Below are 19927 nucleotides of genomic sequence, written 5' to 3' on the forward strand. Positions count from 1 at the left end.
CCACGGAGAAGTGGTCCGCCGGGCGGCCCCACCCCCCACGGGAAGGACGCCCGGCGGACCGGCGTGATCAGCGCACGTCGTAAGCGCGGACCACGGTCTGGGTGACGGAGTTGCCGTGGGCGTCCGTCAGTTCGGTCCTCAGCGTGACCTGCTTGCCGGTCGCGTCCGCGTGGTCCACGGTCGCGGTCCAGCCGCCGCCCTGCTGGGAGACCCGCGCTTCGGTCCAGGTCGTGCCCCCGTCGTAGGAGTACGAGAGCTTGGCCGAGGTGAGCGCAGCGGGTGTGTAGCCCGCGTGACCCGTCGCGGTGAGGCCGATCTGCTGGCCGTCGGTCGCGGCGAGGGTCTTGAGTCCGTCCTCCGGAAGGTCGTACCGGGGGAAGAGAATCGGGATGCCCTGAGAATAGACGCTCTCGTCAGCCTGGGAGGTGAATTTCCATACCGAATTGACGGCGGTGGAGCGCGCCCACACCCTGCTGCCGATCTTCATGGTGTTCTGTTCGAGCGTGTACGTCCCGGCTTCGGCCGGTACCTCGAAGACGCCGAACGGCCATCCGGTCTCGCCGAGGACCTCGCCGTCGCGGCTGAGCCGCAGGTTGCCGATGTCCCCGAAGGAGCCGGGTACGGCGTGGTGGGTGCTGTCGCCCCACATGGCGTTCGCGAAGCCGATGAGGTTGCCCTGGCGTTCGGCGACGAGGACGGGCTTGCCGGCTCCGTCGCGCGGGGCGGTGGGGGCGATGACGCCGTCGTACCAGTTCTCGGTGCGCTTCTCGCCGGGGGTGTAGGCGTGCGGGGTGGCGACCATGATCTCGCCGAAGGGGAAGCTGCTGCCGACCATCGGCTCCCAGACCGTGTCGCCGGCCGAGTAGAACTCGGTGCGGGCGCCGGGGGCGGGGACCGTCTCCAGCGAGCCGAAGCCGATCCGCAGCCCGTCGGGGCGGCGCGCGGCCGGGAAGTCGACGAAGTCGGTGGCGATGCCCGCGGAGCCGTAGGTGGCGTCGGTGCGGCCGAGGCGGGCGTCGCGGACCCGGTAGGTCCGGTCGTCGTGGAGCGCCCCGGTCTCGGGGAACGCGAGGTTGTAGACGTACGGGCTCTTGGCGGTGGCCTTCCAGGCGAGGGTGACCTCGCCGGCCGCGAGCCGGCCGCGGAGGGCGGTGGCCTCGTCCGCGGGGACGGAGAGGACCGGCAGGCCGAGGCTGGTGAAACCGCCACCGGGGTACCAGCGGCCGGGGGTCTCGTGGTAGGTCACGACGGCGACGGCGCCCGCCGTCCGGGCGTTGCGGGCGAGCGTGCCGGCGTTGGTGGTGTCGTCCGGCAGCCGGACGAGGGCGATGCGGCCCCGGACGCCGGCGGCGTCGAGCTCCGCGGGCGTGCCGGTGCCGGCGTCGACGAGTCGCGCGGAGCCGGTGCCGTCGAGGTTGTCGGAGGCGACGGAGGCGGTGAGCGGGTGCAGGGTCAGGCCGTCGGCGGTCCGCAGCGAGGTGATCTGCGGGGCGGCGGCGCGCCAGTAGCTGCCGAACTCGAAGTCGCCCTCGTCGGCGCGGCCTTCGACCGAGGCGTAGTAGCCGCGGATGGTGCGCGGGCCGGCGGCGGTGCCGGCGTGCAGCCAGACGTCGTCCCAGGAGCGCGCGAACGCGAGGGTGGCACCGCGGAGTTCGGAGGGCCGGTCGGTCCGGACGGACAGCTCGTGGGCCTTGCGGGCGTCGAGGACGACCGTGGTGTCCTTCTTCAGCTCCAGCTGCGGGCGGCCGAGGTAGCTGAGCGAGTCGGTGAGCCGGGCGCCCTCGCCCGCGTCGGGCGTGGTGACGAAGGAGGAGAGGAAGTAGCTGCCGGGGCGCAGGCGGTAGACCTGGTCGGCCGCTCCCTCGTTGAAGCGGCGCTCGCCGCTGGCGTCGTCGGTGCCGATGACGTCGAGGGAGGAGGCGCCGGTCGCCGGGTTGCCCTGACGGTCGATCAGCTTGACGCGCAGGGTGACCGTCTCGGGCTCGACGTAGAGGGAGAACGGGGTGGAGACGTGGACGCCGCCTGGGCCGGTGGCGAGGACGCGGCCGGTGACGTCGCCGTACTGGGCGCGCTCCAGGCGGGCGTCGGGGGCGATGTCCAGCGGGACGCGCACGGTGGCGCCGGCGGGGACGGTGACGGTGCGGGCGCCGAGGCGGGCGACGGTGGAGCGGACGGCGGAGCCGTCGTTGCCGGTGACCTTGTCGACGGCGAGCCGCAGGGTGACGGGGGCGCCGGAGGTGTTGGTGTACGGCACGGAGACCGTGGTGCGGTCGCTCCGGTCCTGGGGCCAGGCGTAGGTGCCGGCCTGGACGGCGGGGGCGCCGAGGACCGTCTGGTCGATCGCGGCCTTGACGTCGAGCCGGCCGCCGCCGACCTCGCGGACGTCGCCGGGGAGGTCGCTCTCGGCGGAGGAGACGAGGGCGGCCTTGATCTGCTGGGCGGTCCAGTCGGGGTGGCGCTGCTTGACGATGGCGGCGGCGCCCGCGACGTGCGGGGTGGCCATCGAGGTGCCGGACATGGACCGGTAGGCGTAGACGCCGCGGCCGCCGGCCGCGGCGGCGGAGATGCCGACGCCGGGCGCGGCTATCTCGGGCTTGAGGGTGTGGTTGACGATCGTCGGGCCGCGGCTGGAGAAGTACGCGGTGGAGTCGTCGCGGTCGGTGGCGCCGACGGTGAGCACGCCGGGCGCGCAGCCGGGCGAGGAGACCGTGTTGAGCGTGGGGCCCGAGTTGCCGGCGGCGATGACGAACAACGTGCCCTTGTTCCGGGCGAGTTCCTCGGCGGCGACGCTCATCGGATCGGTGCAGTCGGTGGGGACGGGGCTGCCGAGGCTCATGGAGACGACGTCGGCGCCCTGGGCGACGGCCCACTCCATGCCGGCGATGATCCAGGAGGCGGCGCCGGAGCCGGAGTCGTTGAGGACCTTGCCGTTGAGGAGGCTCGTGCCGGGCGCGACGCCCTTCTTCTTCCCGTCGCTCGCGGCGCCGGAGCCGCCGACGGTGGAGAGGGTGTGGGTGCCGTGGCCCTGGCGGTCACCGGTGGTCTCGGAGTCGGTGAAGTTCTCCGAGGCGGCGATGCGTCCCTTGAGGTCGGGGTGGTCGGCGTCGGCGCCGGTGTCGAGGACGGCGACCTTGGTGCCGGTGCCGTCGTAGCCGGCGGCCCATGCCTCGGGGGCGTGGACCTGCTTCGTCGACTGCTCCAGGGTGGCCTGGACCTTGCGGTCGAGCCAGAGCTTCTTGAGGCCGGAGGCGGAGCGGGCGGCGGGGGCGGTGACCTCGGCCCAGAAGGTGCCGGCCTGCTTCTTGTCGGCCTTGAGGGCGACGCCGTCGACGGCCTTGAGGACCTGGCCGCGGCGGGCGCCGCGCGGGGCGGCGGGGACCGAGCGGGCGAGGTCGGCGCCGTAGACCGCGATGAGGGGCAGCGTGGTGGTGGCCGCGTCGTCGTAGCCCTGGCGGACGAGTCCGGTGACGTTGAAGAGCTCCTCGTCGACGCGTCCGGCGGCGAGCGCGTCGGTGGCGTCCTCGGGGTAGACGTACAGGTCCTGCCCGGAGCGACGGGTCTGGACGAGGGGGACGTTGCCGTCCTCGCGCGGCAGGACCGTGGCCGCCGGTTCGCCCGCGGCGTCGCGGGTGACCAGGACGCGGTCGCCGGTGACCAGGGTCACCGTGGCGGCCCGGCCGGCCCCCTCCCCGGCGCGGGCCGAGGCCCCGCTGCCGACCAGCGGTCGCTTGGCGGTGACGCTGTCCTGCGGCTCATTCGCCATGGACGGCGCGACCGCGGTGACGGCCAGGACGGCGGCGGTCGCCGCCCCCAGGGCCGTACGCGAAATCGGGCGCATCGCTCTCCCCATCTGAATCCGGAAAAAGGCCGCAAAAAGCCCTTCTCCGAAGGCTGTTGGTGCTGCGGTGGCGCCACATTGGCAGAGGTGAGGGCGGTACAGGGATGATGGGCGCGGCGGGAATGCGCCGTGGCCGTTTCCCGCCAGGTCACCAACGGAACGAATGCCTCCGGCGCACGCCCCGGGAAGATCCGGAGCGCCCGCCGGAGGTACGGCGAGGGGTGGGTCATCCATGCTGGGAGCGATAGGACTCGACGAGCGCCAGGAGTCCGCCTACCGCGCGCTCGTCGCACTGGGCGCGGCAGAGGTCGCCGATCTCGCCCACCGGCTCGCGCTGCCCGAGCAGGAGACCGAGCGGGCCCTGCGCCGGCTGGAGTCCCAGGGCCTGGCCGCCCAGTCCTCGGCCCGCACCGGACGGTGGGTGGCGGCGCCGCCCGGTGTGGCGCTGGGGGCGCTGCTGACCCAGCAGCGCCACGAGCTGGAGCAGGCGGAACTGGCGGCGGCGCTGCTCGCCGAGGAGTACCGGGCGGAGGCCGCGGCCGTCGCCGTGCACGACCTGGTGGAGGTGGTGACCGGCGCGAGCGCGGTCACCCACCGCTTCCTCCAGCTCCAGCTGGGCGCCACCGAGGAGGTCTGCGCGCTGGTCACCGGGAAGCCGATCGCGGTCACCGGCCTCGAGAACGACGCCGAGGAGCAGGCGGCCGGACGCGGGGTGCGCTACCGGGTGGTGATCGAGCGCGAGGTCCTCACCCTCCCCTCCGGGCTGCTGGAGCTCTCGGCGGCGCTGAGCCGCGACGAGCTCATCCGGGTCGCCGACCGCGTCCCCACCAAGCTGGTGGTCGCCGACCGCTCGCTGGCCATGGTCCCGCTGACCGGGCGCGGCGCCGAGCCGGCGGCGATCGTCGTGCACGCCAGCGGACTCCTGGAGTCGCTGATGGGGCTCTTCGAGTCGGTCTGGCGCGAGGCGCTGCCGCTGCGGCTGGGGGCGGGCGCGCAGATCACCGAGGACGAGGCGCCGGGTCCGGACGTCATGGACCTGGAGATCCTCTCGCTGCTGCTCGCGGGGATGACCGACGCGAGCGTGGCCAAGCAGCTGGACCTGGGGCTGCGGACCGTCCAGCGGCGGGTGAAGGGGCTGATGGAGCTGAGCGGCGTGACGACCCGGCTGCAGCTGGGCTGGCACGCGTACGAGAAGGGGTGGGTGGCCCGGAGCTGACGCCGGGTCGTATGACAGGGTGAGCGGCTGGTTCCGCATTCCGGCCCCGGCGCCCCTCACCGTCCGGCGCCCCTTCGCCACCCAGGAGTTCCCCCGATGAACGGAAGGCGCCGTCGCGCCCTGCTCGCCACCGTCCAGCCCCTCCTCGAAGCCGGGGAGCGGGTGGAGGTCACGACCGTCGTGAACCTGAGCAGCGTCTCCGTGCGGCGCACGGCGGCGTTCGCCGTGGCCTCCGCGATCGCGTCCGGTGGTGCGATGGCGGTCATACCGACGCCGACGCCGATGTACCTGACGATGACCGACCGCCGGATCATCGTCCACCGGGCGGACCCCGTCTTCGCCAAGCCGGTGGAGCTCGCCTTCACGATCCGCCGCGCGGGCCTGGTCCGCTCGGAGATCCGGGAGCGGTTCGTCAACTCGTCCTTCGTCGTCTCCCCGTCCGGCGGCGGGGACGGTCTGAGGATCGTCTTCCCGCTGATCGGGCGCAAGGAGCGCGACCTGGTGGCCGCGGCGCTGCCCGTCGCCGACTGACGGGGCTCGCCCCCGTACCCCGTCCGCCCTTCGCGACCTGCGAGAACCCGCGCGGTGCTGCACCCTGGGCTTCGTGGGTGTGTGGCAGCTCCTGATGATCGCGACGGTGATGCTGCTCGGTCTGTTCGGGGTCCTGGCCCCCGGCGTGCCGGGGACGTGGCTGGTGTGGGCGGCGGTGCTCTGGTGGTCGCTGCACGAGCGGACCGACCTCGCGTGGATCCTGCTCGTCTCCTCGACCGGCCTGCTGCTCCTGAGCCAGGTCGTGGTGTGGCAGCTGCCGCCGCGGCGGTTCCGTGGGGTCGGCATCACCCGGCGGATCGTGGTGTTCGCCGGGGCCGGGGCCCTGCTGGGCTTCGTCCTGATCCCCGTCCTCGGCGCGATCCCCGGCTTCGTCGGGGGCGTCTACCTGGCCGAACGGCTCCGCCTCGGCGGCCACGGCCAGGCCCGGGCGGCGACCCGGACCATCATGCGCGCGGCCGGCACGAGCGTGCTCGTCGAGCTCTTCGCCTGCCTGCTGATCGTGGGCGCCTGGGCAGGCGCGGTCCTCTGGGGCTGAGCCGGAGGCCGCGCCCCTCCGCCCCGGAGGGTCAGGACCGGACGCCCGGCGGGCCGGACCGGACGGCACCGGCCGCGGCCGGTCCGTCGAGGTAGCGGGTCGCGTACGACCGCCAGGGGCGCCACTCCTCCGTGTCCGGCCCGTCCGGCGGGGGGACGTCGGGGTCACCGAGGGCACGCATGCGGATGAGGGCGGCGTCCCGGGCCGTGACGCCCGGGACGGCGAGCAGGCCGCGCTCGGCGTCGTCACGGTCGGCCCCCGGGTCGAGGCGTACGGTGCCCTCGGCGAGGGCGCGGGCCAGCGGCCCCGCGACGGGATGGCCGACGAGGTCGGCCGGCGCCGGGAAGACATGGGTGAGCGTGCCGCAGGCCACGGCCAGCGGGGTGCCGTGGGCCCCGGCGACCCGGGCCGACTCCTCGGGCCCCAGGACCGTACGCAGGGCGAACTCCTCGGGTGCGGCCGTCCCCGGCGAGCGCACTCCGGGCCGTGCGGCCACCTCCGCGGCGAGCCGGGGCGCGGCCCCGAGGCGCTCGGCGATCGCGTACGGGTCGGCGTCCAGGTCGAAGAGGCGGCGCAGCCGGTGCACGGCGGTGGTGAGGTCCCGCAGCTCCGTGAGGTGGATGCGGGCGTCGAGCCACCGTCCGGCCGAGCGCTCGTCGACGGAGACGACGCCGGTGCCGTACGGCAGGCGGAGCGTACGCCGGTAGGTGCGCCTGCCACGGGCGCCGACGACCTCCTCCACGCGGGGCACGGCCTCCGCGGCGAGCAGGTCGAAGACCTCGCCGGCCGCGTAAGGCCCCCGGTGGGCGAGCCGCAGCGGCACCCCGGCGGCGAGGGCCGTACGGGCTCCCGCACCGCTTCCCGCCTCCGCGCGGAGGGCGGTGGGGGTGCGGGCGTACACGCCGCGGATGGTCTCGTTGAACTGGCGGACGCTGGCGAAGCCGGCCGCGAAGGCGATCTCGGTGACCGGCAAGCCCGTGGTCTGGAGCAGGAGCCGGGCGGTGTGCGCGCGCTGGGCGCGGGCGAGGGCGACGGGCCCCGCGCCGAGTTCGGCGGTGAGCTGGCGCTGCACCTGCCGGGTGCTGTAGCCGAGGCGCCCGGCGAGGCCGGGCACGCCCTCGCGGTCGACGACGCCGTCGCCGATCATCCGCATGGCGCGCCCGACGACATCGGCCCGGACGTCCCACTCGGCGGAGCCCGGAACGGCGTCGGGCCGGCAGCGGCGGCAGGCCCGGAAGCCGTGTCCCTGGGCGGCCGCCGCCGTCGGGAAGAAGGAGACGTTCTGCCGTTTGGGGGTGACGGCGGGGCAGCTGGGACGGCAGTAGATCCCGGTGGTCCGGACGGCGAAGAAGAACTCTCCGTCGAACCGCGCGTCCCTGCTGCTGACCGCCTCGTAGCGGGTGTCGTCGTCCCTCATGCCTCCCAGTGTGCGGTCCCTCGCCGCCCCGGGCTCGCGGGTTTCGGACACGACGGTCCCGCCCTGCGCACCGGCTACCGGGCCCGGCCCCCGCGCTTGAGCTCCCCGGCGGCCCGCCCCTCCCGGCCGATGCGCTTCCAGTCCTTGAGGATCTCGGAGCGCAGCCGGGCGTCGGTCTTGGCCACGATCCGCTGGTTCTCGCGGATCAGCTTGCGGTAGCTCTCCAGACGGCGCACCGGCAGCGAACCGTCCTCGATCGCCGCCGCGACCGCGCAGCCGGGCTCCGACTCGTGAGCGCAGTCGTGGAAGCGGCACTCCCCCGCCAGCTCCTCGATCTCGGCGAAGACCTGGCCGACGCCGGCCTCGGCGTCCCAGAGCCCGACGCCTCGGAGTCCGGGGGTGTCGATGAGGACGCCGCCGCCCGGCAGGACGAAGAGGTTGCGGGTGGTGGTGGTGTGGCGGCCCTTGCCGTCGATGTCGCGGGCGGCCTGGACGCCCATGACCTCCTCGCCGACGAGCGCGTTGGCCAGGGTCGACTTCCCGGCGCCGGAGACGCCGAGGAGCACGGTGGTGCCGCCCGCGATCGTCGCGGCCAGCACGTCGAGGCCCTCGCCGGTCTCGGAGCTGAGCGGGAGCACCTGGACGCCGGGCGCGACGGTCTCGACGTCCTCCACGAGGTAGGAGAGCCCGACGGGGTCGGGGACGAGGTCGGCCTTGCTGAGGACGACGGTCGGCTGGGCGCCGGACTCCCAGGCCAGGGCCAGGAAGCGTTCGATCCGGCCGAGGTCGAGCTCGACGGCGAGCGAGACGGTGATGACCGCGTGGTCGACGTTGGCGGCGAGGATCTGGCCCTCGGACCGCTTGGAGGAGGTGGAGCGCGCGAACGCCGTACGGCGCGGCAGGCAGGCGCGCACGTACCGGGGGTCGCTCGCCCCGGCGGGGTCGACGGCGGCCCAGTCGCCGGTGCAGACGACCCGGAGCGGGTCGTGCGGGGTCACGAACGCCGTGTCGGCGCGGACGATCCCCTCGGCGGTGGCGACGTCGCACTGGCCGCGGTCCACGCGGACGACGCGGCCCGGGACGAGCCCCTGGGCGGCGTAGGGCGCGAAGGCGGTGGCCCAGCCGGAGTCCCAGCCGTGGGAGTCGAGCGGGGAGGAGGTGGAGGTGGAGAAGGAGGAAGCGAGCGGGAGAGACAAGGGGGACCCTTCACAGGGCGGCCCCGGCGCTGCGGTGCAGAGAGTGTGAGGTCAGCCGGTGGCCGCGGAGGTGGTGTGGATGAACATCCGCGTGTGGGCGAAGCCCTTCGTGACGACAGCCATCGGTCACACCTCCTGTGTCTCTGCGCGATCCGCGCGTTCGCGTGATCTCGTACGGGTTGCACCGTAGCCGGAGCCCTCCGGCGTCCGCCACCGGTTTTTTCCGGCCACGCGACGGACCGGGTCCGTGTCCGATTCGTACAAGACGGGGCGGCGGCGGGCGCCTAGCGTGCGGGGCATGGACACAGCACCCCGGGTCACCCCCCGTCTCGACCTCGTCGGCCTCGTCGTCTCGGACATGGCCGCCTCGCTCGCCTTCTACCGCCGTCTCGGCCTGGACGTCCCGGCCGGGGCCGAGTCGGCCCCGCACGTGGAGGCGGAGCTGCCCGGCGGACTGCGGATCGCCTGGGACACCGAGGAGGTCGTCCGGTCCTTCGACCCGGGCTGGACCCGGCCCACGGGCGGGAACCGGATCGAGCTCGCCTTCCGGTGCGGGGCGCCGGCGGAGGTGGACGCGGTGTACGAGGAGCTCGTCGCCGCCGGTTACCGGGGACACCTGAAGCCCTGGGACGCCGTGTGGGGCCAGCGCTACGCAGTGGTGCTCGACCCGGACGGGTGCGGGGTCTCTCTCTTCGCGGACGCCGCGGCCCCGCGCGCGTAGGCGCCGAGGGTGGTGCCGGCCAGGGCCCTGGTCTCGCGGGCGAGATGGGCCTGGTCGGCGCAGCCCGCCCGGAGGGCCGCCTCCGCGAACGGCACGCCGGACCGGACCAGGGCCAGGGCCCGCTGGAGGCGCAGCACGCGCGCGAGGGTCTTGGGCCCGTAGCCGAAGGAGTCCAGGGAGAGCCGGTGCAGCCGGCGGGCGCCGAGGCCGACCGCGTCGGCGGTCTCGGCGACCGGGCGGCCGGCGGCCAGGCGCGCGACGACGGCCCGCAGCAGCGGATCGGGCGCGGGGGCCGCGGCGGCCCGGCGCAGGACGAACGCGTCCAGGGCCCCGGCCGGATCGACGGCCTCCGTGAGCCGTTCGGCGAGCTCACGCGCCTCGGCACCGTCCCAGAGCGCCCCGAGGGGGACCCGGCGGTCGCGCAGCTCGTGGGCCGGGACGCCGAGGAACGCCGGCGCCCCGCCGGGGGCGAAGCGGATCCCGGCGTACCGGGCGGCGGTCTCCGCCGGTACGTACGCGCGGGTGTCGGGTCCGGCGACGATCAGGCCGCCGTCCGCCCAGATCAGGTCCATGCAGCCGTCGGGCAGGACGGGCCGCGCCTCCCGCGGGGCGGAGGCGGCGGTCCGGGTCCACAGGACGGCTCCGTCGAGCAGGGCGGGGCGCTCCTCGTACATCCTTCGAGGCTACGGCCGGGGCGGCGGCCGCGGAGGTCAGTCCTTCTCCCAGCCCGAGTGGAGGCGGGACTTCACGTCGTCCGGGGGCAGGAAGCGGGACCAGCGCTCGGGGAACTCGGAGGGCATGTCGGGGTCGTCCTCGTCGACGTCCTCCGCTTCGGCGCGGACCCGGGCGACGAGCTCGGCGGCCTGGATGGCGCGGGCGCGTTCGTTGGCCTCGCGGGCGGCGGCGGTGGCGACGGAGGGCCAGACGCGGTCGATGGCGGCGTTCACGGCGGCGCCGACGAGCACGGCGAAGGCCGAGATGCCGATCCAGAGGAGGACGGCGATGGGGGCGGCCAGGGAGCCGTAGATGGTGGGGCCCTCGACCTGGCTCGTGAGGTAGATCCGCAGCAGGAAGCTCCCCAGGGCCCACATGGCGAGCGCGACGAGGGCGCCGGGGATGTCCTCGATCCACGGCGACCGGACGGGCACGGAGACGTGGTAGAGCGTGGTGAGGAAGGCGATCGAGAGCAGGATGACGGCCGGCCAGTACAGGACGGCGACGACCTCGGTGCCCCAGGGGACGAGTTCGACGACGCGGTCGGGGCCGACGACGGCGAGGGGGAGCACGACGGCGCCGATGACGAGGGCCACGATGTACAGGAGGAAGGCGAGGAGCCGGGTCTTCACGATGCCGCGGTGACCGTCGAGTCCGTACATGACCGTGATGGTGTCGATGAAGACGTTCACCGCGCGCGATCCGGACCAGAGGGCGATCGCGAAGCCGAGGGAGACCAGTTCGGGCCGTTTGCCCTGGGTGACGTCGTCCAGGAGGGGCTTGGCGATGTCGTGGACGCCCCGGTCGGAGAGAACCGTTCCGGCGGCGCGCAGGATGTTCTCCTCGATGCTGGCGACGGTGTCGGTGTTCGTCCAGTCGTCGGCGTATCCGAGGAGGGCGATGAGGCCGAGGAGCAGCGGCGGCAGGGACAGCAGGGTGAAGAACGCGGCCTCGGCGGCCAGGCCGAGGATCCGGTACTCGATGCACGAGTTGACGGTGTCCTTGAGGAGCAGCCAGACCATCTTCCGCTTCGAGACGTTGCGGTAGAGGACGCGCGCGCGGTGGAGCCTGCTCCAGGGCCGCCGCTCGGGCCGTTCGGGTGTTTCGCTTGCTGCCTGCACCTGCTTACCGTATCGGCATGTCAGGGACCACCCACACAGTGACCAACCAGGCTCCGCCCCTGGTGGGATATGACGTCTTCTCGTGCGACCGGGCGCTGACGGAGGCCGTCGAGCGGCACCTCGCGCCGGAGCTCCTCGACGGGGCGCGCGAGGAGCTGGCCCTGCTGGGCCGGGCCTCCGGTTCGGCGCAGGTGAGGGAGTGGGGAGAGCAGGCCGACGCCTTCCCGCCGCGGCTGCGGACCCACGACCGCTACGGCAACCGGATCGACGAGGTGGAGTTCCATCCGGCCTGGCACCGGCTCCTCGGCCGGTCCGTGGGCGCCGGGCTGACGGACGCGTGGGGCCGTCCGGGTGGTCATGTGCGGCGGGCCGCCGGGTTCCTGGTGGCCTCCCAGCCGGAGGCGGGCCACGGCTGTCCGGTGTCGATGACGCACGCGGCGGTGCCCGCGCTGCGCGTCGAGCCGGAGCTGGCGGCGGTCTGGGAGCCGGCGGCCACCTCGCACGTGTACGAGCGGGACCTCGCTCCGGTCGCGGAGAAGCCGGGCGTGCTGATCGGCATGGCGATGACGGAGAAACAGGGCGGCAGCGACGTCCGGGCGAACACGACGGAGGCGAAGGCGTCGGCGGCCGACGGGGAGTACGTCCTGACGGGGCACAAGTGGTTCTGCTCGGCCCCGATGTCGGACGCCTTCCTGGTCCTCGCGCAGGCTCCGGCCGGGCTGACGTGCTTCCTCGTGCCGCGGGTCCTGGCCGACGGCTCGCGCAACGCGTTCGCGATCCAGCGGCTGAAGGACAAGCTGGGCAACCGGTCGAACGCCTCCGCCGAGGTGGAGTTCGACGGGACGACCTGGGCGCGGCGGGTCGGCGAGGAGGGCCGCGGCGTCCGCACGATCATGGACACGGTGGCCGCGACCCGGCTGGACTGCGCCCTCGGCTCGGCGGCGCTGATGCGGCAGGCGGTGGCCCAGGCCGTGCACCACTGCACGTACCGCGAGGCGTTCGGCGGCCCGCTGGCCGAGAAGCCGCTGATGCGCAACGTGCTGGCGGATCTCGCCCTGGAGTCGGAGGCGGCGACGGTCCTGGGGATGCGGCTCGCGGCGGCCTACGACGCCGTCGACGCCGGCGGCCCGGGAGCGGAGCGGGAGCGGGCGCTGCTGCGGATCGCCGTGCCGGCGGCGAAGTACTGGGTCACGAAGCGGTGCACGCCGGTGGTGGCCGAGGCGCTGGAGTGCCTGGGCGGCAACGGGTACGTGGAGGAGTCCGGGATGCCGAGGCTGCTGCGCGAGTCGCCGCTCAACTCCGTGTGGGAGGGGTCGGGCAACGTCCAGGCGCTCGACGTGGTGCGGGTGCTGCGGACCGCGCCCGAGGCGCTCGACGCCTTCCTGCGGGAGGTCGGGGAGGCGCGGGGCGCGGACCACCGGCTCGACCGGGCGATCCGGGGGGTCCTCGTCGAACTCGCCGACCTGGAGGGCGTCGAGGCGCGGGCCCGCCGGCTGGCGGAGCGGATGGCGCTGGTGCTCCAGGGTTCGCTGCTCGTGCGGTGGGCGCCCCCGGAGGTGGCGGACGCGTTCTGCGCGGGGCGGCTGGGCGGTGACGGCGGGTCGGCGTTCGGGACGCTGCCGCACACGCTGGACCTGCGGGCGCTGGTGGAGCGGGCGCGGCCGACGGTCTGACGTTCCGGTGCCGGTCCCGGGGCTGCCGCGCCTGCGGCCGCGCACGGGCGGGGTCACGGGCTCCGCACGGGCGGGTTCCGGGGCCGTGTCCGGGACGGCCGTCCGGTCTCCCTCACGTTGAGCCGCGCGCACCAGGGGTGGACCCGAGGGGTCGGCACGCGCGGAAAAGCGGGGGTGGTGCTGCGCCGACACGGCACCACCCGCCGCTCACGCCAGCCTCGCCCAGGGGGGTGGGCGGTCGCCAGAGTTGCAAAGGGTTGCAGGATTACCCGAACCGGGCCTCGCGGAGTGGTCCAGGACGGCACGATGGGCACCGACACTCCGGACATCTGCCCCGTGCAGAACCGATACAGCACCCCGGGTGGCTGGGAGAGACCGATGAAGAACACGCAGCTCGACATGAGGCGGCTGGCCTCCATGGACGCCGCCCAGGCCACCCGGCTGCTGCACCGGGTGCGCGAGGAGACGCTGGCGGGCCGTACTCCCCCGATCGCCCCCCGCCCGGTGATCGACGCGTCCTGGCAGCGCATGGCCCGGCTCGGTCTCGACCCCGACCGGGGCACCCGCACCGTCCTCCTGCGGCGGGACGAGCTGGAGGAGCGGCGCAGGACGACCCTGCTCTCCGAGGTGATGCAGACGCTGAGCGGCGGGCTCGCCGGCATCGCCGACACCTCCCTCCAGATCATGGTGGTCACCGACGAGCACGGCCGGGTGCTCTGGCGCCAGGGCCACCCCGCGGTGCTGCGGCAGGCGAACGGCATCTGCCTGGAGGAGGGCGCGGCCTGGACCGAGCACACCACCGGCACGAACGCGGTGGGCACGGCGCTCGCCCTGGGCCGGGCGGTGCAGGTGCACTCCGCCGAGCACTACGTGCAGGCGCTGCACAACTGGACCTGCTCCGCCGCGCCGGTGCACGACCCGCGCGACCAGCGGCTCCTGGGCATCGTGGACGTCAGCGGTCCTGCGTCCAGCTTCCATCCGGCGATGCTGGCCCTGGTCGGCTCGGTGGCCCGGCTCGCCGAGGCCGAGATGCGGGAGAAGCACCGGGGGGCGATCGAGCGGCTGCGGGCGGTGGCGGCGCCGATCCTGTGCCGGGTGGGCGGCCGGGCGGTCGCGGTGGACGTCCACGGCTGGACGGCGGCGGTGACCGGGCTCGCGCCGGTGGACCGGATCGCGCTCCCGAAGTCCTTCCGGGCCGGCCGGGTGTGGCTGCCCTCGCTCGGGGTGTGCGCGGTGGAGCCGCTGCCGGGCGGCTGGCTGCTGCGGGTCGAGGAGGAGCCGCGGGGGGCGGAGCCGGGCGCGGAGGCGGCGAGCCGGGTGGTCCTCGACCTGAGCCGGCCGCGCCGCTGGACGGTGGCCGTCTCGGGGGCGGCGGGCAGCTGGCAGCAGGAGCTCAGCCCCCGGCACGCGGAGCTCCTCTACGTCCTGGCCCTCCACCGCGACGGGCGCACGGCGGCGGAGCTGGCGGGCGACGTCTTCGGGGACCGGACCCGGACGGTGACCGTGCGGGCCGAGATGTCCCGGGTGCGCCGCAACCTCGCGGGGGTCCTGGCCCACCGCCCGTACCGTTTCCGCGAGGAGGTGGCGGTGGAGGTCCTGCGGCCGCAGCGGCCGGCGGACCTGCTGCCCCATTCGACGGCCCCGGCGGTCCGCGCCGGTGTCCCGGGGTAGGCGCGTCCGAAGGTGTCCAGCATGCGGACCGGTGTGCTCCGGGAGACCGCCGGGAGCAGGGCCGGTATGGGAATCCGACGCTCCGCATGATGCGATGGGCCTATGAGCATCACTCTCACCACCTGGTCCCTCGAACAGACCTCGCCGTCCGATCTTCGCCCCGCGACCCCGCCCGAGGGCGACGACGTCGCGATCCGGCGGGCCGAGGTGCCGTCGGCCGAGTTCAGCCGGTTCCTCTACACCGCCGTCGGCGGCGACATCCGCTGGTCCGACCGGCTGTCGCTGACGTACCGGCAGTGGCAGGAGATCGTCGAGAAGCCGGGCGCCGAGATCTGGGTGGCGTACGACAAGGGCACCCCGGCCGGCTACGTGGAGCTGGACCCGCAGGACGACGGCGTGGTGGAGATCGTCTACTTCGGCCTGATCCCGGCCTTCCGGGGCCGCCGCATCGGCGGGCACCTGCTGTCGCACGGGGTGGCGCGGGCCTGGGACCTGGCGGACCGCTGGCCCGACCGGGAGGCGACGAAGCGGGTGTGGCTGCACACCTGCTCGCTGGACGGTCCGCACGCCATGGCCAACTACGAGCGGCGCGGCTTCCGGCTCTTCGACACCAAGGTCGAGGAGGCCGAGGAGGCGGAGACGCCCGGTCCGTGGCCCGGCGCGTACGCCTGAGGCACCCGGAGGAACCGCCGAAGCGCCGCAAAGGGGCCCTGATCAGGGCCCCTTTCGCGTGACCCAGAGCACACTGTCTCGCCAAGCGAGACCACTTTGTCCAAATCCTGGACGATGCTGGACTGGGTCCAAAGTCCCGTGACACGCTTCCGTCATGTCTGGAACTGGAATTGCCTTGGTGAGTCGGCGGCACGTCGACCTAGGCCGCATGTCCAGCGCCATCTGTCCGGCGCGCTGAGAGAACCAGCACCGCCGCGATCTCCTTTCAGTCCGACTCTGCCCCACCCTGCTGCGCACTGACGCGCCACCCTCTGACCTGAGTGTGAGTGTGCAGGTCAGAGCCGCCCTCTCGCAGTCCCGAAGGACAAGACGCCATGGCCGCCACCCCGGAAAACCCCACTCCCGCCGCCGCCCGCCGCAAGGCCGGGCGCCACCGTGGCGAGGGTCAGTGGGCCGTGGGGCACTTCACCCCGCTGAACGGCAATGAGCAGTTCAAGAAGGACGACGACGGTCTCAATGTGCGGACACGCATTGAGACGGTCTACTCGAAGCGCGGCTTCGACTCCATCGACCCCAACGACCTGCGCGGACGCATGCGCTGGTGGGGCCTCTACACCCAGCGCAAGCAGGGCCTGGACGGCACCAAGACGGGCGTGCTGGAGCCGGAGGAGCTGGACGACGAGTACTTCATGCTCCGCGTCCGCATCGACGGCGGCCGGCTGACCACCGAGCAGCTCCGCGTCATCGGCGAGATCTCCGAGGAGTTCGCGCGCGGCACGGCCGACATCACCGACCGGCAGAACGTCCAGTACCACTGGATCCGCATCGAGGACGTCCCCGAGATCTGGAACCGCCTGGAGGCGGTCGGCCTCTCGACCACCGAGGCGTGCGGCGACACTCCGCGCGTCATCCTGGGCTCGCCGGTGGCCGGCATCGCCGAGGACGAGATCATCGACGGCACGCCCGCCATCGACGAGATCTACCGCCGCATCGTCGGCAACAAGGACTTCTCCAACCTGCCCCGCAAGTTCAAGTCCGCGATCTCCGGCTCGCCGCTGCTCGACGTGGCCCACGAGATCAACGACATCGCCTTCGTCGGCGTGCGCCACCCCGAGCACGGCCCCGGCTTCGACGTGTGGGTCGGCGGCGGTCTCTCCACCAACCCCAAGCTCGGCGTCCGCCTCGGCACCTGGGTCTCCCTCGACGAGGTCCCGGACGTCTACGAGGGCGTCATCTCGATCTTCCGCGACTACGGCTACCGCCGGCTGCGCAACCGCGCCCGTCTGAAGTTCCTCGTCGCCGACTGGGGCCCGGAGAAGTTCCGCCGGGTCCTGGAGGACGAGTACCTGAAGCGGAAGCTGACCGACGGCCCCGCCCCCGAGCAGCCCGCCGGCCAGTGGCGCGACCACGTCGGCGTCCACCGCCAGCAGGACGGCCGCTTCTACGTCGGCTTCGCACCCCGCGTCGGCCGCGTCGACGGGGCCACCCTGACGAAGATCGCCGCCGTCGCCGAGGCACACGGCTCCGGCCGCCTGCGCACCACCGCCGAGCAGAAGATGCTCGTCCTCGACGTCGAGGAGGCGCAGGTCGAGGGCATCGTCTCCGCCCTGGAGGCGCTGGACCTGCGGGTCACCCCCTCGCCGTTCCGGCGCGGCACGATGGCCTGCACCGGCATCGAGTTCTGCAAGCTCGCGATCGTCGAGACGAAGGGCCGCGGCTCCTCGCTCATCGACGAACTGGAGCGCCGCCTGCCGGAGTTCGACGAGCCGCTGACGATCAACATCAACGGCTGCCCGAACGCCTGCGCCCGCATCCAGGTCGCCGACATCGGACTCAAGGGCCAGCTGGTCCTGGACGACGAGGGCAACCGCGTCGAGGGCTACCAGGTGCACCTGGGCGGCGCCCTCGGGCTGGAGGCCGGCTTCGGCCGCAAGGTCCGCGGCCTCAAGGTCACGGCCGCCGAGCTCCCCGACTACGTGGAGCGCGTCCTCACCCGCTTCCAGGCGGAGCGCGAGGACGGCGAGCGCTTCGCGACGTGGACGGCCCGCGCCTCCGAGGAGTCGCTGTCATGAGCGAGCGTGCGGCCCCGTTCTTCTGCCCCTACTGCGGGGACGAGGACCTGCGCCCCAACGAGCAGGGTCACGGCGCGTGGGAATGCGCCGCGTGCAGCCGGGCCTTCCAGTTGAAGTTCCTGGGGCTGCTCGCCCCGGCGACTTCGAGCGGTACCACTGGAGGGGAAGACATATGACGATCACTCAGGAAGCCACCGCGGCCGACCTCAGGGCACTCGCCGAGCAGGCCGGCCGCGATCTGGAGGACGCCCCCGCGCTGGAGATCCTCCGGTGGGCGGTCGACACCTTCGGCGACCGGTTCTGCGTCACCTCCTCCATGGAGGACGCGGTCGTCGCCCACCTGGCCTCGCGGGTCCGGCCCGGCGTGGACGTCGTCTTCCTCGACACGGGCTACCACTTCGAGGAGACCATCGGCACCCGCGACGCCGTGGACGCCGTGATGGACGTCAACGTCATCACGCTGACCCCGCGGCAGACCGTGGCGGAGCAGGACGCCGAGCACGGCCCCCGCCTCCACGACCGCAACCCCGACCTGTGCTGCGCGCTGCGCAAGGTCAAGCCGCTGGAGGAGGGCCTGACCTCCTACCGCGCGTGGGCCACCGGCCTGCGCCGCGACGAGTCCCCGACCCGGGCGAACACCCCGGTCGTCGGCTGGGACGAGAAGCGGCGGAAGGTCAAGGTCTCCCCCATCGCCCGCTGGACGCAGGACGACGTCGACGCCTACGTCATGGAGCACGGTGTCCTCACCAACCCGCTCCTGATGGACGGCTACCCCTCCGTGGGCTGCGCCCCCTGCACCCGCCGCGTCCTGGAGGGCGAGGACGCCCGCGCCGGACGCTGGGCGGGCCGCGCGAAGACCGAATGCGGGATCCACGGCTGATGACCACCACCCCTCAGACCTCCCCCACCTCCCAGGAGAACCACGTGACCGGTGCCACCATCTGGCTCACCGGCCTGCCGAGCGCCGGCAAGACGACCATCGCGTACGAGCTGGCCGGCCGGCTCCGCGACGAGGGCCACGCCGTCGAGATCCTCGACGGCGACGAGATCCGCGAGTTCCTCTCCGCGGGCCTCGGCTTCACCCGCGAGGACCGGCACACCAACGTGCAGCGCATCGGCTTCGTCGCCGAGCTCCTCGCCTCGCACGGCGTGAAGGTCCTGGTCCCGGTCATCGCCCCGTACGCCGACAGCCGCGAGGCCGTCCGCAAGCGCCACCAGGCCGAGGGCACCGCCTTCGTCGAGGTCCACGTGGCCACGCCGGTCGACGTCTGCTCGGTCCGCGACGTGAAGGGCCTGTACGCCAAGCAGGCCGCGGGCGAGATCTCCGGCCTCACCGGGGTCGACGACCCCTACGAGGCGCCCGAGAACCCCGATCTGCGGATCGAGTCCCAGAACCAGACCGTGCAGGAGTCCGCGGCGCAGCTCCACGCGCTGCTCACCGAGAGGGGTCTGCTGTGACCACCGTCGTCAGCGTCCACGAGACGACCGGCAGCCCGTTCGCGCTGTCGCACCTGGACTCCCTGGAGTCCGAGGCCGTCCACATCTTCCGCGAGGTGGCGGGCGAGTTCGAGCGGCCGGTGATCCTCTTCTCCGGCGGCAAGGACTCGATCGTCATGCTGCACCTGGCGCTCAAGGCGTTCGCGCCGGCGCCGATCCCCTTCACGCTGCTGCACGTCGACACCGGGCACAACTTCCCCGAGGTCCTCGCCTACCGCGACCGCGTGGTGGCCGAGCACGGACTGCGGCTGCACGTCGCCTCCGTCCAGGAGTACATCGACGCCGGCAAGCTGCGCGAACGCCCCGACGGCACCCGCAACCCGCTGCAGACCGTCCCGCTGACCGAGGCGATCCAGCAGCACCGCTTCGACGCCGTCTTCGGCGGCGGCCGCCGCGACGAGGAGAAGGCCCGCGCCAAGGAGCGGGTCTTCTCGCTGCGCGACGAGTTCTCGCAGTGGGACCCGCGCCGCCAGCGCCCCGAGCTGTGGCAGCTCTACAACGGCCGCCACGCCCCCGGCGAGCACGTCCGCGTCTTCCCGCTCTCCAACTGGACCGAGCTGGACGTCTGGCAGTACATCGCCCGCGAGGGCATCGAGCTGCCGGAGATCTACTTCGCCCACGAGCGCGAGGTCTTCGCCCGCAACGGCATGTGGCTGACGGCCGGCGAGTGGGGCGGTCCGAAGGAGACCGAGACGGTGGAGAAGCGGCTCATCCGCTACCGCACGGTCGGTGACATGTCCTGCACCGGCGCCGTCGACTCCGACGCCACCACGCTCGACGCCGTCATCGCCGAGATCGCCGCCTCCCGCCTCACCGAGCGGGGCGCCACCCGCGCCGACGACAAGATGTCCGAGGCCGCGATGGAAGACCGCAAGCGCGAAGGGTACTTCTAATGAGCACGTCCACCGAGCAGTTCGCCGACGTCTCGGCCACCACCCTGCTGCGCTTCGCCACCGCCGGCTCCGTCGACGACGGCAAGTCCACCCTCGTGGGCCGGCTCCTGCACGACTCCAAGTCGGTCCTCACCGACCA

At 73.5% G+C, this 19927-nt stretch carries 18 protein-coding genes; 13 read left to right on the forward strand and 5 right to left on the reverse strand.

The window, feature by feature from the left end; genetic code table 11:
- Positions 1-67 precede the first annotated feature (67 nt).
- Positions 68-3838, reverse strand: coding sequence for a S8 family serine peptidase (locus AB0424_RS29750; RefSeq protein ID WP_366309805.1), 3771 nt, complete (start codon positions 3836-3838; stop codon positions 68-70).
- 232 nt (positions 3839-4070) lie between these two features.
- Between AB0424_RS29750 and AB0424_RS29755 the strand changes: the two genes are divergently transcribed.
- The 3 genes from AB0424_RS29755 (at position 4071) to AB0424_RS29765 (ending at position 6141) form a co-directional block, all read left to right on the forward strand.
- Positions 4071-5054 carry a helix-turn-helix domain-containing protein gene (locus AB0424_RS29755; RefSeq protein ID WP_366309807.1) on the forward strand — a complete coding sequence of 328 codons (984 nt, stop codon included), beginning with the start codon at positions 4071-4073 and terminating at the stop codon, positions 5052-5054.
- 96 nt (positions 5055-5150) lie between these two features.
- The gene (locus AB0424_RS29760) at positions 5151-5585 is read left to right on the forward strand and encodes a hypothetical protein (RefSeq protein WP_366309809.1); all 435 of its coding nucleotides are present in this window, start codon (positions 5151-5153) and stop codon (positions 5583-5585) included.
- Between the two features lie 73 nt (positions 5586-5658).
- Positions 5659-6141 carry a DUF456 domain-containing protein gene (locus tag AB0424_RS29765; protein ID WP_366309811.1) on the forward strand — a complete coding sequence of 161 codons (483 nt, stop codon included), beginning with the start codon at positions 5659-5661 and terminating at the stop codon, positions 6139-6141.
- Between the two features lie 31 nt (positions 6142-6172).
- Here the strand turns inward: AB0424_RS29765 and AB0424_RS29770 are convergent, their stop codons facing one another.
- Together AB0424_RS29770 and rsgA are read right to left on the reverse strand one after the other, a co-directional pair.
- Positions 6173-7558, reverse strand: a complete 1386-nt coding sequence (locus AB0424_RS29770; RefSeq protein WP_366309813.1) for an AlkA N-terminal domain-containing protein — start codon at positions 7556-7558, stop codon at positions 6173-6175.
- A gap of 74 nt (positions 7559-7632) precedes the next feature.
- Positions 7633-8754: a ribosome small subunit-dependent GTPase A gene (gene rsgA / locus AB0424_RS29775; RefSeq protein ID WP_366309815.1), complete on the reverse strand. Its 1122-nt coding sequence runs from the start codon at positions 8752-8754 to the stop codon at positions 7633-7635.
- 298 nt (positions 8755-9052) lie between these two features.
- Here rsgA and AB0424_RS29780 point away from each other — a divergent pair, with 298 nt between their 5' ends.
- Positions 9053-9475 (forward strand): VOC family protein, encoded by a 423-nt coding sequence (locus AB0424_RS29780; RefSeq protein ID WP_366309817.1) that lies wholly within the window; start codon positions 9053-9055, stop codon positions 9473-9475.
- On the opposite strand, the gene AB0424_RS29785 is transcribed toward AB0424_RS29780, so the two are convergent.
- Positions 9403-10149, reverse strand: a complete 747-nt coding sequence (locus AB0424_RS29785) for a DUF6597 domain-containing transcriptional factor (protein WP_366309819.1) — start codon at positions 10147-10149, stop codon at positions 9403-9405. The genes AB0424_RS29780 and AB0424_RS29785 overlap by 73 nt on opposite strands.
- Before the next feature lie 36 nt (positions 10150-10185).
- Positions 10186-11310 (reverse strand): YihY/virulence factor BrkB family protein, encoded by a 1125-nt coding sequence (locus tag AB0424_RS29790; RefSeq protein WP_366309821.1) that lies wholly within the window; start codon positions 11308-11310, stop codon positions 10186-10188.
- 17 nt (positions 11311-11327) lie between these two features.
- Between AB0424_RS29790 and AB0424_RS29795 the strand changes: the two genes are divergently transcribed.
- The 9 genes from AB0424_RS29795 (at position 11328) to cysD (ending at position 19788) form a co-directional block, all read left to right on the forward strand.
- Positions 11328-12983, forward strand: coding sequence for an acyl-CoA dehydrogenase family protein (locus AB0424_RS29795; protein ID WP_366309823.1), 1656 nt, complete (start codon positions 11328-11330; stop codon positions 12981-12983).
- Between the two features lie 378 nt (positions 12984-13361).
- Positions 13362-14654 (forward strand): GAF domain-containing protein, encoded by a 1293-nt coding sequence (locus AB0424_RS29800; RefSeq protein WP_366309825.1) that lies wholly within the window; start codon positions 13362-13364, stop codon positions 14652-14654.
- Positions 14655-14756: 102 nt separating this feature from the next.
- Positions 14757-15326 carry a GNAT family N-acetyltransferase gene (locus AB0424_RS29805; RefSeq protein WP_366309827.1) on the forward strand — a complete coding sequence of 190 codons (570 nt, stop codon included), beginning with the start codon at positions 14757-14759 and terminating at the stop codon, positions 15324-15326.
- A 154-nt stretch (positions 15327-15480) separates the two neighbouring features.
- Positions 15481-15564, forward strand: coding sequence for a putative leader peptide (locus AB0424_RS29810; RefSeq protein WP_310591794.1), 84 nt, complete (start codon positions 15481-15483; stop codon positions 15562-15564).
- A gap of 136 nt (positions 15565-15700) precedes the next feature.
- Positions 15701-17398, forward strand: coding sequence for a nitrite/sulfite reductase (locus AB0424_RS29815; protein ID WP_366309829.1), 1698 nt, complete (start codon positions 15701-15703; stop codon positions 17396-17398).
- Entirely contained in the window at positions 17395-17574 is a 180-nt protein-coding gene (locus tag AB0424_RS29820) for a hypothetical protein (RefSeq protein ID WP_366309831.1), read from the forward strand. The genes AB0424_RS29815 and AB0424_RS29820 overlap by 4 nt, the downstream gene beginning before the upstream one ends.
- Positions 17571-18278: a phosphoadenylyl-sulfate reductase gene (locus AB0424_RS29825; RefSeq protein WP_366309833.1), complete on the forward strand. Its 708-nt coding sequence runs from the start codon at positions 17571-17573 to the stop codon at positions 18276-18278. Before AB0424_RS29820 ends, AB0424_RS29825 begins: the two co-directional genes overlap by 4 nt.
- The gene (cysC, locus tag AB0424_RS29830) at positions 18278-18856 is read left to right on the forward strand and encodes an adenylyl-sulfate kinase (RefSeq protein WP_366309835.1); all 579 of its coding nucleotides are present in this window, start codon (positions 18278-18280) and stop codon (positions 18854-18856) included. The genes AB0424_RS29825 and cysC overlap by 1 nt, the downstream gene beginning before the upstream one ends.
- The gene (cysD, locus tag AB0424_RS29835; protein WP_366309837.1) at positions 18853-19788 is read left to right on the forward strand and encodes a sulfate adenylyltransferase subunit CysD; all 936 of its coding nucleotides are present in this window, start codon (positions 18853-18855) and stop codon (positions 19786-19788) included. Before cysC ends, cysD begins: the two co-directional genes overlap by 4 nt.
- The last annotated feature ends 139 nt before the right edge of the window (positions 19789-19927 follow it).

Origin of the sequence: Streptomyces sp. NPDC051180 (assembly GCF_040689545.1) — a bacterium.
GTDB lineage: Bacteria > Actinomycetota > Actinomycetes > Streptomycetales > Streptomycetaceae > Streptomyces.

Excerpts from the sequence above, each read along its gene's own strand:
- AB0424_RS29750 (WP_366309805.1), bottom strand. The coding sequence starts at position 3,838 with ATGCGCCCGATTTCGCGTACGGCCCTGGGGGCGGCGACCGCCGCCGTC.
- AB0424_RS29755 (WP_366309807.1), top strand. The coding sequence starts at position 4,071 with ATGCTGGGAGCGATAGGACTCGACGAGCGCCAGGAGTCCGCCTACCGC.
- AB0424_RS29760 (WP_366309809.1), top strand. The coding sequence starts at position 5,151 with ATGAACGGAAGGCGCCGTCGCGCCCTGCTCGCCACCGTCCAGCCCCTC.
- AB0424_RS29770 (WP_366309813.1), bottom strand. The coding sequence starts at position 7,558 with ATGAGGGACGACGACACCCGCTACGAGGCGGTCAGCAGCAGGGACGCG.
- AB0424_RS29780 (WP_366309817.1), top strand. The coding sequence starts at position 9,053 with ATGGACACAGCACCCCGGGTCACCCCCCGTCTCGACCTCGTCGGCCTC.
- AB0424_RS29785 (WP_366309819.1), bottom strand. The coding sequence starts at position 10,149 with ATGTACGAGGAGCGCCCCGCCCTGCTCGACGGAGCCGTCCTGTGGACC.
- AB0424_RS29795 (WP_366309823.1), top strand. The coding sequence starts at position 11,328 with ATGTCAGGGACCACCCACACAGTGACCAACCAGGCTCCGCCCCTGGTG.
- AB0424_RS29800 (WP_366309825.1), top strand. The coding sequence starts at position 13,362 with ATGAAGAACACGCAGCTCGACATGAGGCGGCTGGCCTCCATGGACGCC.
- AB0424_RS29805 (WP_366309827.1), top strand. The coding sequence starts at position 14,757 with ATGAGCATCACTCTCACCACCTGGTCCCTCGAACAGACCTCGCCGTCC.
- AB0424_RS29810 (WP_310591794.1), top strand. The coding sequence starts at position 15,481 with ATGTCTGGAACTGGAATTGCCTTGGTGAGTCGGCGGCACGTCGACCTA.
- AB0424_RS29815 (WP_366309829.1), top strand. The coding sequence starts at position 15,701 with ATGGCCGCCACCCCGGAAAACCCCACTCCCGCCGCCGCCCGCCGCAAG.
- AB0424_RS29820 (WP_366309831.1), top strand. The coding sequence starts at position 17,395 with ATGAGCGAGCGTGCGGCCCCGTTCTTCTGCCCCTACTGCGGGGACGAG.
- AB0424_RS29825 (WP_366309833.1), top strand. The coding sequence starts at position 17,571 with ATGACGATCACTCAGGAAGCCACCGCGGCCGACCTCAGGGCACTCGCC.
- cysC (WP_366309835.1), top strand. The coding sequence starts at position 18,278 with ATGACCACCACCCCTCAGACCTCCCCCACCTCCCAGGAGAACCACGTG.